The sequence below is a fragment of the Streptomyces sp. MS19 genome (assembly GCF_047200595.1).
Taxonomy (GTDB): Bacteria; Actinomycetota; Actinomycetes; order Streptomycetales; family Streptomycetaceae; genus Streptomyces.
The window spans coordinates 1-15,314 of record NZ_JBJZOH010000067.1; the positions used below are offsets into that span (position 1 = coordinate 1).

At 72.6% G+C, this 15,314-nt stretch carries 10 protein-coding genes and 1 tRNA gene; 4 read left to right on the forward strand and 7 right to left on the reverse strand.

Going from position 1 to position 15,314, the window contains the following annotated elements:
- Positions 1–105: 105 nt before the first annotated feature.
- Both ACL02R_RS29285 and ACL02R_RS29290 read right to left on the reverse strand, forming a co-directional pair.
- Positions 106–1,257: a branched-chain amino acid ABC transporter substrate-binding protein gene (locus tag ACL02R_RS29285; RefSeq protein WP_412799987.1), complete on the reverse strand. Its 1,152-nt coding sequence runs from the start codon at positions 1,255–1,257 to the stop codon at positions 106–108.
- Positions 1,258–1,729: 472 nt separating this feature from the next.
- Entirely contained in the window at positions 1,730–2,323 is a 594-nt protein-coding gene (locus ACL02R_RS29290) for an ANTAR domain-containing response regulator (RefSeq protein ID WP_362967670.1), read from the reverse strand.
- A gap of 203 nt (positions 2,324–2,526) precedes the next feature.
- On the opposite strand from ACL02R_RS29290, the gene ACL02R_RS29295 reads away from it, so the two are divergent.
- Positions 2,527–2,609, forward strand: a tRNA-Leu gene (locus ACL02R_RS29295).
- A 405-nt stretch (positions 2,610–3,014) separates the two neighbouring features.
- Here the strand turns inward: ACL02R_RS29295 and pyk are convergent.
- From pyk to ACL02R_RS29315, 4 genes are all read right to left on the reverse strand, one after another.
- A complete protein-coding gene (gene pyk / locus ACL02R_RS29300; protein ID WP_412799988.1) occupies positions 3,015–4,448 on the reverse strand; it encodes a pyruvate kinase in 1,434 nt (477 codons plus the stop codon).
- 156 nt (positions 4,449–4,604) lie between these two features.
- A complete protein-coding gene (locus ACL02R_RS29305; protein WP_412799989.1) occupies positions 4,605–6,032 on the reverse strand; it encodes a lysine N(6)-hydroxylase/L-ornithine N(5)-oxygenase family protein in 1,428 nt (475 codons plus the stop codon).
- A complete protein-coding gene (locus tag ACL02R_RS29310) occupies positions 6,029–7,543 on the reverse strand; it encodes a pyridoxal phosphate-dependent decarboxylase family protein (RefSeq protein ID WP_412799990.1) in 1,515 nt (504 codons plus the stop codon). The genes ACL02R_RS29305 and ACL02R_RS29310 overlap by 4 nt, the downstream gene beginning before the upstream one ends.
- 198 nt (positions 7,544–7,741) lie before the next feature.
- Entirely contained in the window at positions 7,742–8,125 is a 384-nt protein-coding gene (locus tag ACL02R_RS29315) for a winged helix-turn-helix transcriptional regulator (protein WP_412799991.1), read from the reverse strand.
- 90 nt (positions 8,126–8,215) lie between these two features.
- On the opposite strand from ACL02R_RS29315, the gene ACL02R_RS29320 reads away from it, so the two are divergent.
- On the forward strand, positions 8,216–8,866 hold the full coding sequence (locus ACL02R_RS29320) for an NAD(P)-dependent oxidoreductase (RefSeq protein ID WP_412799992.1): 651 nt from the start codon (positions 8,216–8,218) through the stop codon (positions 8,864–8,866).
- On the opposite strand, the gene pepN is transcribed toward ACL02R_RS29320, so the two are convergent.
- Positions 8,856–11,360, reverse strand: a complete 2,505-nt coding sequence (gene pepN / locus ACL02R_RS29325; RefSeq protein WP_412799993.1) for an aminopeptidase N — start codon at positions 11,358–11,360, stop codon at positions 8,856–8,858. The genes ACL02R_RS29320 and pepN overlap by 11 nt on opposite strands.
- 342 nt (positions 11,361–11,702) lie before the next feature.
- Here pepN and ACL02R_RS29330 point away from each other — a divergent pair, with 342 nt between their 5' ends.
- A complete protein-coding gene (locus tag ACL02R_RS29330) occupies positions 11,703–13,088 on the forward strand; it encodes a ricin-type beta-trefoil lectin domain protein (protein WP_412799994.1) in 1,386 nt (461 codons plus the stop codon).
- 20 nt (positions 13,089–13,108) lie between these two features.
- A partial coding sequence (locus tag ACL02R_RS29335; protein WP_412799995.1) for an RICIN domain-containing protein occupies positions 13,109–15,314 on the forward strand: 2,206 nt, incomplete at its 3' end.

Consider the following 15,314-nt stretch of genomic DNA (forward strand, 5'->3'; position numbering starts at 1 on the left):
CCCCCCCCCCCCCCCCCCCCCCCCCCCCCCCCCCCCCCCTCCCTCTCCCCCCCCCCCCCCCCCCCCCCCCCCCCCGCCCCGCGGGCCGGGTCCTTGGACGGCCGGTCAGCCGCCGACCAGCTCCTCGATGGCGCCCACGTAGCCGATGGCGCCGCCCTCGATCTGGTACATGAAGATCGCCTGCTGCGTGAACTCGCCGTTCTCGTCGAAGGAGAAGGTCTTCGTCAGGCCCTGGTACTCGGCACCGGCGAGGGCCTCGTAGAGCCCCTGGCGGTCGACGTCGCCGCCCAGGCCGGCGATCTGCTCGATGATCATGTTGGCCGCGTCGTAGGACTCGGCGGAGTAGGTGCCCGGGGGGATGCCGAACTCGGCCTCGTAGCGCTCGGCGAAGTCCTGGGTGCTCTCCTCCTGCGTGGCGTCGGTGCACGGGCAGGTGAGGTACCAGTCCTCGACCGCGTCACCGGCCAGGTTGATCAGCTCGTCGTCGTTCGAGCCGTCGCCCGAGATGCCGATGCCGTCGAAACCGGCCTCCGACAGCCGGACGGCGAACGGCGCGAGCGCCTCGTAGTAACCCGCGTAGATCAGGGCGTCGGCTCCGGACTCGACGATGTTGCGCGCGGCGTTGCTGTAGTCGACGGTGTCGGCGGGGATGCTCTGCCGCTCCACCCCAAGACCGGCGTCGGACAGGCCGGCCTCGGCGACATCGGCCAGGCCCTCGCCGTACGGCGTCACGTCGTCCACCACGACGACGGACTCGACGCCGTCCTGGCCGGCGAGGAACTCGGCCATCCCGGCGCCCTGGGCGTTGTCGTTGGGGACGGCGCGCAGGAAGGTGCCGAAGCCCTGCTCGGTGAGCGTCGGGTTGGTGGCGGAGGTGGAGAGCGCGGCGAGGCCGGCCTGCCCGTAGAGGGGGCCCGAGACGTTGGCGGGGCCGGAGAACGCAGGGCCGATGACGGCGACGACGTCGGAGTCGTCGATGGCGCTCTGCGCGGCGGCGGTGGCCTGTGTCTCGCTGCCCTGGTCGTCGGCGGCGAAGTACTCCAGCTCGAAGTCGTAGTCACCCGATTCATTCGCCTCGTTGATGGCGAGCTGAATACCGTTCTGCATGTTTTCGCCGAGGCCGACGTTCTGCCCGGAGAGCGGCCCCTGATAGGCGATCTTGTACGACGTGCCGCCGCCACCATCACCGCCGTCGTCGTCGCTGCCGCACCCGGTGAGAACGAGCGCGCCGGCTGCGACAGGTATCGCGAGCCTCACGATGGTTTTGTTGAGCACTTCGAAAACCCCCTGGAGCGAGCCAGACGTGTCGTCACCGCACAGCTCCCATGCGCGCAGGCACACCGGTGCGGCGTGCAGCGGAATCTATTGCCCTTCACGCGGCGCGAACACTCCGAAGGGACAGATGTGATCGCCTCGTGACCTGTGGCACACGCCGGAAACAGAACACGACTGACCGGTCAACGGACGTTCCGGCCAAGATCGACTCATCCCGGACCAGGGACGGTATGCAAACGGAAAACGCGCCCGGGTCGCGATACCCGGGCGCGTTTGGGCGGTTCGAGAAACGACAAGGACAGGCGTGGTGCGATATGGAATGACATAGGCGGTCAGCGGACGACATTCCGGGAGAAGCGGACCGGGAGAACGAGGCGGGCGACTGCGGCGCGTGACGGGGGGTCCGGCCGGGAAGGGCGACGGGAAGCGACGGCCGCGGCGGTCCGCCACGCGGTCACTTCTGCTGCTTCTGGCGCTTCTCCTCGGCGTCCTGGATGACGGCCTCGGCGACCTGACGCATGGACAGTCTGCGGTCCATGGAGGTCTTCTGGATCCAGCGGAACGCCGCCGGTTCGCTGAGGCCGTACTGGGTCTGGAGCACGCTCTTGGCGCGGTCCACCAGCTTGCGGGTCTCCAGGCGCTGGGCGAGGTCGGCGACCTCGGCGGTGAGCGACTTCAGCTCGGTGAAGCGCGAGACCGCGATCTCGATGGCCGGGACGACGTCGCTCTTGCTGAAGGGCTTGACGAGGTAGGCCATCGCACCCGCGTCACGGGCGCGTTCCACCAGGTCGCGCTGGGAGAAGGCGGTAAGCATCAGGACGGGGGCGATGCCCTCGCCGGCGATCTTCTCGGCGGCGGAGATGCCGTCCATGACGGGCATCTTCACGTCGAGGATGACGAGATCGGGGGTGAGTTCGCGCGCCAGCTCGACCGCGCGCTCGCCGTCTCCCGCCTCGCCGACGACGGTGTAGCCCTCCTCCTCCAGCATCTCCTTCAGGTCGAGCCGGATCAGGGCCTCGTCCTCGGCGATGACGACACGGGTGGTCAGCGGCGGGACGTGCGGGGAGTCGGCCTGCCCGGCCGGGGCGCCCGCTTCGGCGGGGGCGGCGGCATCGGGGGCGGTGGTGGGCTCGTCGGGGACGTCGGGGGTGCTCACGGTGCTCCTCGTTTCCTGCCAGATGGGGCACCCACGAGAGTACCCACTCGCCGCCGTTCGGGCTGAGCCGATAGACTCCGTGGACCACTTGTCCGGCCGGGTTGGTGGAATGGCATACACGGAGGTCTCAAACACCTCTGCCCGTGAGGGCTTGCGGGTTCGAATCCCGCACCCGGCACCGTTGAGCACCTCCCCCCCTCACTCGTGCGGGTGAATATCCGGCCACCTATTGTCACCCTCCGTATTCGCTGATTACGGTGGGTGCATGGATGACGACAGGCTTCCCGGATCAGTGAGGACGGGCTCGACGCGCGGCCTCCCCCTTCCACCGACCCCACCTCCTCCGCCCCCGTGCGAGGGGGCACGGGACCGCCCACGCCGTCGCGGCCGGGCGCCCACGGGCCGGCCGGGGGCCGCCCGCGCGAAGGATGTCTTCGCGATCGCCAAGTATCGTGGGCACGGCGCGGCGCAGGAAGGCGAACGCCCGGTGTGCGCCGGGGAGTTGGCGGGACCTTTGCGCGACGGGAGGCGCCCGGTGGCCGCCTCAGGCGGTCGGGACGCCCCTGCTGCGCGGCCGGGCGGGTCAGCGCGGGGCGTCGTCCTCGCCGACGTGATGGACCCGCACCAGGTTGGTCGTGCCGGGGGTCGCGGGTGGCGACCCGGCGGTCATCACGACGATCTCGCCCTGTGCGCAGCGGCCGAGCCGCAGGAGCCGCTCGTCCATCTGCGCCACCATCTCGTCGGTCGTCGTGACGGTGGGGACGAGGTAGGTCTCGACGCCCCAGGTCAGCGTGAGCTGCGCGTGGGTGGCCGGATCGGGGGTGAAGGCGACCACGGGGATCGGGGAGCGGTAGCGCGAGAGCCTGCGCGCGGTGTCGCCGCTCTGTGTGAACGCCACGAGGAGCGCGGCGTCGAGGAAGTCGCCGATCTCGGCCGCCGCCCGTGCGACGGCGCCGCCCTGGGTGCGCGGTTTGTTCTCGTCGGTCAGCGGGGCGAGTCCGCCCGCGAGCAGGACGTCCTCGGCGGCCGTGACGATCCGGGACATCGTGGCGACCGTCTCCACCGGGTGCCGACCGACGCTGGTCTCGCCGGAGAGCATCACCGCGTCGGTGCCGTCCATCACGGCGTTGGCGACATCGGACGCCTCGGCGCGGGTCGGCCGGGAGGACTCGATCATCGAGTCCAGCATCTGCGTGGCGACGATGACCGGCTTCGCGTTGCGCCGGGCCAGCGCCACGGCGCGCTTCTGCACCAGGGGCACCTGCTCCAGCGGCACCTCGACGCCCAGGTCGCCCCGCGCGACCATGATGCCGTCGAAGGCGCCGACGATGTCGGTGAGGTTCTCGACGGCCTGGGGCTTCTCGATCTTCGCGATCACGGGGAGGAAGCGCCCCTCCTCCGCCATGACGCGGTGCACGTCCTTGATGTCGTCCCCGCTGCGGACGAAGGACAGGGCGATGACGTCGACACCGGTGCGCAGCGCCCAGCGGAGGTCGTCGATGTCCTTCCCGGACAGGGCGGGCACCGAGACGGCGACCCCCGGCAGATTGAGCCCCTTGTGGTCGGACACCAGGCCGCCCTCGACCACGCGGGTGCGGACGTCCGCCCCGTCGACCGCCGCCACTTCGAGGGCCACGCGGCCGTCGTCCACGAGAATGCGCTCGCCGGGCGAGACGTCGTGCGGCAGTCCGGCGTAAGTGGTGCCGCAGCGGGTGTGGTCGCCGGGAACGTCGTCCGTCGTGATGGTGAATTCGTCGCCGGTTTCCAGAAGCACCGGGCCTTCGCGGAAGCTGCCGAGCCGGATCTTCGGGCCCTGGAGGTCCGCGAGAATTCCGACACTGCGGCCCTTTTCCCCGGCGGCGCGGCGGACCCGCTGGTACCGCAGTTCGTGCTCGCGGTGGGCACCATGGCTCAGGTTCAGCCGGGCCACGTCCATACCGGCCTCGACCAGCGCGGCGATGCGCTCGTACGAGTCGGTGGCCGGCCCCAGCGTACAGACGATCTTTGCTCGGCGCATACGGCCAACTGTAGGAGTTACCCGCCAGTAGAGAGCTATCCGGAAGTGACCACTCGGCGGCCCCCTTTTCACAAGAGGCCGACAAATTCGCGATATGAGCGGCACCCCGCTCTTTTGAGCTTTTCCCGCGGGGGCAATAAATCCGGTGGCCTTGGATTACCGAGGGAGAGCCTGCCCTTCGGCCGGAACGGCAAACTCCGCCTCGTGCCGCCGCGCGCCGGGGGCGTGCGTCCCGCGCAGACCGAAAGCGGTGAAAGCGGTCCTGTCGGGCAGCGGGTAGTGCGCGTGGCCGGTGAGTGTGTTGAGAATCACGGCGGCGCGGTGGGCGACGAGGCCGAGGTCGGGGGTGCCGACGCCATGGGTGTGGCGCTCAGAGCCGAGCACGAAGACCGTGCCCGTGCCGGTGCCCGTGCCCGGCGCGGCGGTGCCGAGCGTCAGCCGGTAGCGGTCGTCGACCGCCACGCGTCCCGCCGCGTCGCGCAGGACGGCGCCCGCCAGGTCGCCGAGCAGCGGTCCGAGCGGCCGTTCGCGATAGCCGGTGGCGAGGACGACGGCGTCGGTGGCGAGGTGGGAGCGTTCGTCCTGTTCCCGGTGGACGAGGTCGAGGTGGAGCCGTCCCGCCGTCCTGGCGCCGCCGGTCACGGTGACGCCCGGGATGAGCACGGCGTCGGGCCAGCCCCCGCCCAGGGTGCGGCGGTACAGCTCGTCGTGGACGGCGGCCAGGGTGTCGTGGTCGACGGCCTTGTGCAGCTGCCACTGCTCCGCCACCAGCCGGTCGCGGACGGGCTCGGGCAGCCCGTGGAAGTAGCGCGTGTAGTCGGGGGTGAAGTGTTCGAGGCCCAGCTTGCTGTACTCCATGGGCGCGAACGCGCGGCTGCGGCTGAGCCAGTGCAGGGCCTCGCGGCCTTCCGGCCTGCGGCGCAGCAGGTCGAGGAAGATCTCGGCGCCCGACTGTCCGGAGCCGATCACGGTGACGTGCCCGGCGGCGGCCAGCGCGTCGCGGTGGCTCAGGTAGTCGGCGGAGTGGAGGACGCGGCCGTCGCCGGGTCCGGTGAGATGCCGCAGTGGCTCCGGGGTGTGGGGGGCGGTGCCGATGCCGATGGCGAGGTGCCGCGCGTGGGTGACGAGGGAGGTCTCCCCCCGGTCGGTGAGGCGCGTGACGGCCAGTGCGAAGACGGCGTGCCGGGCGTCCCAGTGGACGCTGTCCACGCGGTGCCCGAAGTGGAGGCCGGGTACGCCGTCCGCGACCCAGCGGCAGTAGGCGTCGTACTCGGCGCGCGGGCTGTGGAAGCGCTCGGAGAAGTAGAAGGGGTAGAGGCGCTGGGTGTGCCGCAGGTAGTTGAGGAAGCTCCAGCGGCTGGTGGGATCGGCGAGCGTCACGAGGTCCGCGAGGAACGGGACTTGCAGCGTGGCGTCCTCGATCAGCAGGCCGGGGTGCCAGCGGAAGGCGGGCTCCTGCTCGTACCAGGCGGCGCGCAGCCCGGCGAGGGGGTGCGCGAGCGCGGCGAGGGCGAGGTTGGCCGGGCCGATGCCGATGCCGGCGAGGTCGAGGGGGCGGGTGGGTTCGGAGCCGGGAGGGGTCATCGGGAGACGGGTCCTTGGAGGTGCCCGGCGGTGGGCGCGGGCTCTGGGTGGTGGGTGAGGCCGGCGTGCCGGTCGAGGACGAGTTTCAGGAGGGCGGCGAGGTCACCGCCATGGACGTGGGGGTTGAGGAGGGTCGCCTTGAGCCACAGGGCGGGCCGCCCGTCCGGGCCGGGTGCCTGCGCGCGGCCGAGGACGGCCCGGCCGTCGGCCAGGAGGCCGCGGCGGATGGCGGCGACCTGTCCGTCGGTCGCGCCCGCCGGGCGGAAGAGGACGGTGCTGATGGTGGGTTCCGCCTGGAGGACGAGGGCGGGGTCGGCGTCGACGAGGACGGCGAGGTCACGGGCGGCGGCGCAGACCGCGTCGGTCAGGCGGGCGATCCCCGTGCGGCCGAGGGCCCGGAGGGTGACGGCGATCTTGAGGATGTCGGGGCGGCGGGTGGTGCGCAGGGAGCGGCCGAGGAGGTCGGGGAGTCCGGCGGCGGTGTCGTCGTCCGCGTTGAGGTAGTCGGCGCGGTGGCCGAGGGGGGAGAGGAGAGCGGTGTCGGGGACGGTCAGCAGTCCGGCGGCGACGGGTTGCCAGCCGAGTTTGTGCAGGTCGAGGGTGACGCTGTCGGCCCGTTCGAGCCCGGCGACGAGGGCGGCGTGCGCCGGGCTGAACAGGAGCGGCCCGCCGTACGCGGCGTCGAAGTGGAGGAGGACCGGGCGGCGGTCGCGGTGGGCGGCGACGGTGTCGGCGAGTGCGGGCAGCGGGTCGATGACGCCCGCGTCGGTGGTCCCGGCGGTGCCCACGACCAGTGCCGGGGTGGGTGGGCCGGGGTGGCAGCGCAGGGTGTCCAGGTCGTCGAGCGCCCGGTGGACGGTGGCCGGGTCGAGGACACCGCGCGGCGTCGGCAGCACGTGCGGCGCGGGGAGGCCGAGGACCCAGGTGGCGCGGTGGACGCTGTGGTGGGCGTTGGCGCCGCACAGGACGGTGAGCGGGGGGTGGTGGGCGAAGCGTTCGCGGGCGAGGAGGACGGCGAGGAGGTTCGATTCGGTGCCGCCTGTGGTGACCAGGGCGTCGGGGGCTTCGCCCGCCGGGTGGACGAGACGGGCCAGTTCGGCGGTGACCTGGGCTTCGAGTGCGGAGGCCGCCGGCGCCTGGTCCCAGGAGTCGAGGGAGGGGTTGAGCGCGGCGGCCGCCAGGTCGGCCGCCGTGGCGACCGCAAGGGGCGGGCAGTGGAGGTGCGCGGCGCAGTGCGGGTCGGCGGGGTCCGCGGTGCCTTCGGCGAGGGCCAGGACGAGGGTGCGCAGGGCCTCGTCCGCGCCGAGGCCGTGTTCGGGCAGGAAGGGGCCGCAGCGTTCGGCGAGACGGTCCGCCACGGTGAGGGGGCCGCCCGCCGGGAGGGGTCCGCAGCGGGTGGCGGCGCCGTCGGCGAGGGCCGTGAGCACGGTGTGCAGGAGGGGGCGGAGGGCACGGGACCCGGCGGTCCCGCCCGCGAGCGCGGCGGGGTCGGGCGGGGCTGGCGCGGACATGCTGGGGCACCTTCCGGGGTGTGGCGGGGCAGACCGGGCCTGGGCCGAACGGCTGAGGGCGCGCACAACGTAATCCGCGCGGGCGGGGAAAGAGCGCCCGTTGCGCGGCCGTTCCCCCGAAGGAGGTACTGGCGAACGCAAGTACGGATTAGCCGGGTTGGAATGAGAGGTGCGGAGTCCGGGAGTCGGTGCCCGGTGTCAGGCGGCGGGACGGGGCGTCGCGTCCGCGTACGCCTCGCGGGCGGCGAGCAGTTCCTCCCAGTGCCGCTCGGTCCAGGCGCAGACGGCCTCCAGGGGTCCGAGGAGGCCACGGCCCAGGTCGGTGAGCGCGTACTCGACGTGCGGCGTGCGGCCCGGGAGTTCGGTCCTGATGATCAGCCCATCGCGCTGGAGGGCGCGCAGCGTGTGGGTGAGGACCTTGGCCGTCGTGCGGTGCAGCGGCACGCGCAGTTCGGAGAAGCGGCGCGGGCCGTCCGCGAGGCACCGCAGGACGAGGGGCGCCCACTTGTCGGCGAACCGCAGCGGCAGCAGTCCTGACGGGCACAGCTCCTCGAACATGTCGCGGCGCAGCGGTTCGTTCATGCGGCCACGGTAGCCCGACGCCCGGTTTCCCGGGGGATACCGGGGCTCGGACTACGGTCCGGCGGCAGCGACGACTTCGGGAGGTCATGGATGAGCGGGATCGTGGTGCTGGGCGCCGGGGGCAGGGCCGGGCGGCGTGTGGTGGCGGAGGCGTGTGCGCGGGGGCACGAGGTGACGGCCGTGGTGCGGGACACCGCCGCGCACGCCGACGCGTTCGCCGGGCAGGAGGGGCGCGTACGGCTCGTGGCGGGCGACGCCGCCGACGCGTCACGGGTGGCCGAACTGGCCGCCGGGCAGGACGTGGTGGTCGGTGCCGCCGCCGCGTACGGTCCCGGGACCGACCCGGAGGCGTTCTTCACCGGGTCGTCGCGGGCGCTGCTGGCGGCCGCGCGGGACGGCGGGGTACGGCGGCTGCTCGTCGTCGGCCTGGCCACGCTGCTGACCGACGCGGCGGGCACGCCCCTGCTGGAGGCGACGCGGCTGCCCGCGGAGTTCCTGCCGTTCGTCCACGGGCACCGGGCCGGTCTCGACGTCCTGCGGCGCGAGGGCGCCGGCGTGGACTGGCTGTACGCCAGTCCCGCCGGCGACTTCGACCACACCGGCGGGCGCACCGGCCGGTACGGGACCGCCGCGCACGGCGATCCCGGGGACCGCGTCTCCTACCAGGACTTCGCCGTCGCCCTGCTGGACGAGGCGGAGGAGCCGCAGCACCGGCGGACGCACCTGGCCGTCACCGGCTGAGGACCCGCAGCGCCCGCCGTGTGTCGTCCACCTCGTCGGCGAGGGCGCGCCGGAAACCGGGGTGCAGGCCCTCGCCCGCGAGGCACGCCTCGGCCAGCCCGACCGTCCGCTCGTCGGTGAAGCCGCGCGGGTAGGCGAGGCGGGCGGCGGAGGTGGCCAGCGAGTGGCCGCGCCGGCCGGCGACGGCGACGGCGGCCGGGAAGTACCGCTCGACCCAGGGCGCGAGGAGCGCGTGCTGCTCCGGCTGCCAGAAGCCCTCGGCGGTCGCGTTGAAGAGGTAGTTCGACAGCCGGTCGTCGGGGCCGAACAGGGCGTCCCAGGCGGCGGCCTTGGCGTCCGCGTCGGGCAGGGCGGCGTGGCAGCGCGCGGCGCCCTCCTGCCCGGTCGCCCCGGGGTCGCGGGCGGCCTCGGCGTCGATCTCGGCGGCGTCGGTGGCGCCGAGCACGGCGAGCCTGAGCAGCAGCTGCCAGCGCAGTTCGGGGTCGAGCGCGGGCCCGTCCGGCACGGTGCCCGCGTCCCACCAGGCGCGGAGCCGTTCCGGGGAGGTGGCGGCGTCGATCGCGGCGCGGACGGCGACGAGGCGGCGGGCCGGGTCGGAGCCGTCGGCCGTGGTGTCGAGGAGGTCGTCGGCGACGGCTTCGAGGACGGCGAGGGCCTTGGGCCGGTCGGCGAGCGGTACGTAGCGCGCGGCCAGCTGCGCGTGCGCGAAGCGCAGCACCTTGCCGATCATGGTGCTGGACGGCTCGGCGGGGAGGTTGCGGCGCGCGGCGGCCAGGAAGGCGAACGGCGGCAGCAGCCCGTCGCGGACCATCTCGCGCGCCGCGTTCCACACGACGCCGCGGGTCAGCGGGTCGTCGAGGGCGGACAGGGCGCGCTGGGCGGTGTCCCACGACTCCGGGTCGAGGCGGACCTTGGCGTACGTGAGGTCGCCCTCGTTGAGGACCACGAGGTCGGGGCGCGGCCCGGTGAAGCTGTGCCGGGTCACGCCGTCGTCGGCGGTCAGCTCGATGTCGGCGGAGCCGCGCGCGCGGATACGGTCCGGCTGCCCCGGGTCCGCGTCGTACAGGCCCACCCGCAGGCGGTGCGGGCGTCCGCCGGTGTGGGTGACGTCGATGTGCCAGGTGTCGGGCTCGGCGGTGATCTCGGGGGCGAGGGTGTCGGGGCCGCTGCTGCGCAGCCACGCGTCGGCCCAGTCGGCGACGGGGCGGCCGGAGGCGCGGGCCATGGCGTCGATGAAGTCGGCGAGCGTGGCGTTGGCGAAGCGGTGGCCGGTGATGTGGGCGTTGACGCCCGCGAGGAAGCGGTCCTCGCCGAGCCAGGTGACGAGCTGGCGCAGCGCGGAGGCGCCCTTGGCGTAGGAGATGCCGTCGAAGTTGTTCCAGGCGGACGCGGTGTCCGGCACGTCCTCGGGGCGCGGGGCGACGGGGTGGGTGGAGGGCCGCTGGTCGGCCTCGTACCCCCATGGCTTGCGGGAGGCGGCGAACTCGGTCCACGGCTGGAAGGCGGTGGCGTCGGCGAGGACCTGGTAGCCCATGTACTCGGCGAAGGACTCGTTCAGCCAGACGTCGTCCCACCAGCGGAGCGTCACGATGTCGCCGAACCACATGTGCGCCATCTCGTGGGCGATGGTGACGCCGCGCACCTCGCGCTCGGTGTCGGTGACGGCGGAGCGGAAGACGTACTCGTCGCGGAGGGTGACGAGTCCGGGGTTCTCCATCGCGCCCGCGTTGAACTCCGGGACGAATGCCTGGTCGTAGGAGTCGAACGGGTAGGGCTCGTCGAAGAGTTCGTGGTACCGGTCGAAGCAGCGCCGGGTGACGTCGAGGATCTCGTCGGCGTCCTTGTCGAGGTAGGGCGCCAGCGAGCGCCGCGCGTGGATGCCGAACGGCAGCCCGGCGTGCTCGGTGCGGACCGAGTGGTATGGACCGGCGGCGACGGCCATCAGGTACGTGCTGATGCGCGGCGTGGTGGCGCAGCGCCAGCGGCCCGGCTCGCCCTCGACGGGGGTGGCGATCCCGTTGCCGAGGACGGTCCACCCGGCGGGAGCGGTCACCGTCACGTCGAACACGGCCTTGAGGTCGGGCTGGTCGAAGGAGGGGAAGACCCTCGGCCCCTCGGTCATGCAGCACATCGAGTAGAGGTACGTGAGCCCGTCGGCCGGGTCGGTGAACCGGTGCATGCCCTCGCCGGTCGTGGAGTAGCGCATGTCCGCGGTGATCCGCAGCTCGTGCTCCCCCTCGGCCAGCCCGGTCAGCGGGTAGCGGCCGTCCGCGAGCGCCGCCGGGTCGAGCGCGCGGCCGTCGAGGGTGACGCCGTGCAGGGCCGCCGGGACGGCCTCGGCGAAGGTGTCCCCCGCCGTGCGCGCGGTGAAGCGGATGACGGTGTCGGAGGCGAACGTGTCGTCGCCGCGGGTGAAGTCGAGACCGATCGTGTAGCTGTGGACGTCGAGGAGCTGGGCGCGGGCTTCCGCTTCGACGCGGGTCAGTGAGGACATGGGGATCATGCTGCCGTACGCGTGTCGGCGGCCGCACGCCAGTTGCCCGTGCGCCCCGGCACCTCACGCCGCACGCCGCTGAACTGCTGGAACGGCGCGGTCCGTCCGGCGACCGGCGCGCAGGAGGCCGGGCGGCGGGGCGCATTACCCGCGCGGATTGCGACCCGGCCGCCGCGCGTGCCCGCCGACGACCGGAACCGGATTGGTCCAGTCCAAAGCCTTGACGCCCCTCGCGGCCACTTCTTAAATCAAGCCCTGACGGAACACGGCGGGCCCGCCGGGACAGCTCGATTGTCATAGTCACGCCACATTTCACCCCCCACCGTCTGGATGTGATGCGTCATGCGATCCCCCCTGCGCCCCCGCCCCTGGGCCGGCGCGCTCGCCGTCCTCTCCCTGCTCCTCGGCCTGCTGGCCCTGAGCGCCGCCCCCGCCTCCGCCGCCGCGACCGGACAGATCACCGGCATCGCCGGCAAGTGCGTCGACGTCGCGGGCGCGAGCACGGCCAACGGCACGGCCGTCCAGCTCTACGACTGCAACGGCACCGCCGCGCAGAGCTGGACCGTCGCCGACGACGGCACCATCCGCGCCCTCGGCAAGTGCCTCGACGTCACCGGCAACGGCACCGCCAACGGCGCGCAGCTCCAGCTGTGGACGTGCACCGGCGCAGCCAACCAGCGCTGGTCCGTCAGCGCGGCACGCGACATCGTGAACCCCCAGGCCGACAAGTGCGTCGACGCCACAGGCCAGTCCTCCGCCAACGGCACGCGCCTCCAGCTGTGGACGTGCACCGGCACCGCCAACCAGAAGTGGACCGTCCCCACCGGCGGCGGCGACCCCGGTCCCGGCCCCGGCCCCGGCGCGATGGCCGTCGCGCCCTACCTCTACAACGGCTGGGGCAGCCCGCCGAACCCGCAGACCGTCATGAACGCGACGGGCGTGCGCTGGTTCACCCTCGCCTTCATCCTCAGCAACGGCTACTGCAACCCGCAGTGGGACGGCGGCCGACCGCTCACCGGCGGCGTCGACCAGCAGACCATCAACACCATCCGCGCCGCGGGCGGCGACGTCGTCCCGTCGTTCGGCGGATGGAGCGGCAACAAGCTGGAGAGCTCCTGCGGTTCGGCCGCCGAGCTGGCCGCCGCGTACCAGCGCGTCATCTCCGCGTACGGCCTGCGCGCCATCGACATCGACATCGAGGCCGCCGCGTACGACTCCCCCGCCGTCCAGCAGCGGACCGTCGAGGCGCTGCGGACCGTCAAGGCCGACAACCCGGGCCTGCGCGTCTACGTCACCTTCGGCACCGGCCAGAACGGCCCGGACACCAGCCTCATCAACCGCGCGGCCGCCGCGGGCCTGACCGTCGACGCCTGGACCATCATGCCGTTCAACTTCGGCGGCAACGGCCAGAACATGGGCCAGCTCTCCGTCCGCGCCGCCGAGGGCCTGAAGACCTCCCTGCGCAACGCGTACGGCTACACCGACGCCCAGGCGTACAGCCGCATGGGCATCTCGTCCATGAACGGCGTCACCGACGTCGGCGAGGTCATCACCGTGGCCGACTTCCAGACGATGCGGGACTACGCGCAGCAGCACCAGCTCGCCCGCCTCACCTTCTGGTCGGTCAACCGCGACCGGCCCTGCACCGGCGGCCCGGCCGACTCGTGCTCGGGCGTCGGGCAGTCCAACTGGCAGTTCACCAGCGTCTTCGCCCAGTACGCGGGCTGACCCGAGAGGCCACAGCAACCGTGAGACTCCTTCGACAACGCCGCGCCCCGCTGCGGCTCGGCCTGGCGCTCGGCGCGCTGCTCACCGGCCTGCTGGCCGCCGTCCCGGCGACGGCCGCCCAGGCCGCGCCGGTGGCCCCGGCCGCCCTGCCGGGCGGCTGGGCGACGGTGGTGAACGCCGGCAGCGGCAAGTGCGTGGACGCCCGCGCCGCCGCGACCGGCAACGGCACCGCCGTCCAGCAGTACGCGTGCAACGGCTCGACCGCCCAGCAGTGGCGCCTCACCCCGACCAGCGGCGGCTACTACCAGATCGGCAGCCGCAACGCGGCGGCACAGGTCTGGGACGTCACCAACGTGTCCACGGCGGACGGCGGCACCGTCCAGCTCTGGACCTACAGCGGCGGCAACAACCAGCAGTGGCAGCCCGTCGAGCAGGCGAACGGCACCTACCGCTTCGTGAACCGCAACAGCGGCAAGTGCCTGGACGTCCCCGCCGCCTCGGCGGCCGACAGCGTGCAGCTCCAGCAGTACGCGTGCAACGGGTCGGCGGCACAATCGTTCCACGTGAACCCCGCCGACATACAGAATCCGCCCGGCACCCCCGACCTGGGCCCCAATGTCCATGTCTTCGACCCGTCGATGCCGGACTCCGCCATCCAGTCCACGGTCAACGGCGTCTTCGCCCAGCAGGAGACCGCGCAGTTCGGCAACGGCCGGGCCGCGTTCCTCTTCAAGCCGGGCGAGTACGACGTGGACGTCAACGTCGGCTACTACACGCAGGTGTCGGGCCTCGGCCTGTCCCCCGACGACACGCACATCGCCGGGTCGGTGCACACCGAGGCCGACTGGTTCCAGGGCAACGCCACGCACAACTTCTGGCGCGCCGCCGAGAACCTGTCGGTGACGCCCGACTCGGGAACGGAACGCTGGGCCGTCTCGCAGGCCGCCCCGTACCGCCGCATGCACGTCAACGGCAACATCCAGCTGGACGACGGCGGTTGGTCCTCCGGCGGCTTCATGGCGGACACGGTCGTGTCGGGGCGGGTCATCTCCGGCTCGCAGCAGCAGTGGCTGTCGCGGAACACGGAGTGGTCGCAGTGGACCGGCTCGAACTGGAACATGGTGTTCGTCGGCGCGCAGAACCCGCCGGCGGGTACGTTCCCCAGCCCGCCGTACACCGTCGTGGACCGCACGCCGGTGAACCGCGAGAAGCCGTTCCTCTACATCGACGGCGCAGGCGACTACCGCGTCTTCGTCCCGGCCCTGCGCGCCGACTCGCTCGGCACCAGCTGGCACAACACCACCCAGGCGGGCACCTCGCTCTCCCTCGCGGACGACTTCCACATCGTCCGCCCGGGTGAGACCGCCGCCGGGATGAACGCGGCGCTGGCCCAGGGCAAGCACCTGCTCGTCACCCCGGGCATCTACCACCTGAACCAGACGCTGCGCGTGACCAACCCGGACACCGTGGTCCTCGGCCTCGGCCTGGCCACGTTCATCCCGGACAACGGCGTGACGGCCATGACGGTCGCCGACGTCGGCGGCGTGAAGGTCGCGGGCCTGCTGATCGACGCGGGCACCACGAACTCGTCGCTGCTGATGGAGGTCGGCCCGGCCGGCTCGTCGGCGGACCACGGCGCCAACCCGACGTCGCTGCACGACGTGTTCTTCCGCATCGGCGGCGCGCACGCCGGGAAGGCCACGACCAGTCTGGTGATCAACAGTGACGACGTCATCGGCGACCACCTGTGGCTGTGGCGCGGCGACCACGGCTCGGGCATCGGCTGGAACACCAACACGGCCGACACCGGGCTCGTCGTGAACGGCGACAGCGTCACGATGTACGGCCTGTTCGTCGAGCACTACCAGAAGACGCAGACCATCTGGAACGGCAACGGCGGGCGCACGTACTTCTACCAGAACGAGATGCCGTACGACCCGCCCGACCAGGCCGCCTGGATGAACGGTTCGACGCGTGGCTACGCCGCCTACCAGGTGGCGGACTCGGTGACGAGCCACGAGGCGTACGGCCTGGGCAGCTACTGCTTCTTCAACGTCAACCGCAGCGTCGTCGCGGAGCGCGCCTTCCAGGTGCCGAACGCGCCGGGCGTCCGGTTCGACAACATGGTGGCCGTCTCCCTGGGCGGCGGCGCCGGCACCATCGCGAACATCATCAACAACACCGGAGGACCGGTGAACCAGGCCAATCAGGTGCGGTACCTGACGG

What these genes read in the sequence shown, in the direction of transcription:
- pyk (WP_412799988.1), bottom strand. Translation starts at nt 4,448, where the DNA reads ATGCGCCGAGCAAAGATCGTCTGTACGCTGGGGCCGGCCACCGACTCG.
- ACL02R_RS29305 (WP_412799989.1), bottom strand. Translation starts at nt 6,032, where the DNA reads ATGACCCCTCCCGGCTCCGAACCCACCCGCCCCCTCGACCTCGCCGGC.
- ACL02R_RS29310 (WP_412799990.1), bottom strand. Translation starts at nt 7,543, where the DNA reads ATGTCCGCGCCAGCCCCGCCCGACCCCGCCGCGCTCGCGGGCGGGACC.
- ACL02R_RS29315 (WP_412799991.1), bottom strand. Translation starts at nt 8,125, where the DNA reads ATGAACGAACCGCTGCGCCGCGACATGTTCGAGGAGCTGTGCCCGTCA.
- ACL02R_RS29320 (WP_412799992.1), top strand. Translation starts at nt 8,216, where the DNA reads ATGAGCGGGATCGTGGTGCTGGGCGCCGGGGGCAGGGCCGGGCGGCGT.
- pepN (WP_412799993.1), bottom strand. Translation starts at nt 11,360, where the DNA reads ATGTCCTCACTGACCCGCGTCGAAGCGGAAGCCCGCGCCCAGCTCCTC.
- ACL02R_RS29330 (WP_412799994.1), top strand. Translation starts at nt 11,703, where the DNA reads ATGCGATCCCCCCTGCGCCCCCGCCCCTGGGCCGGCGCGCTCGCCGTC.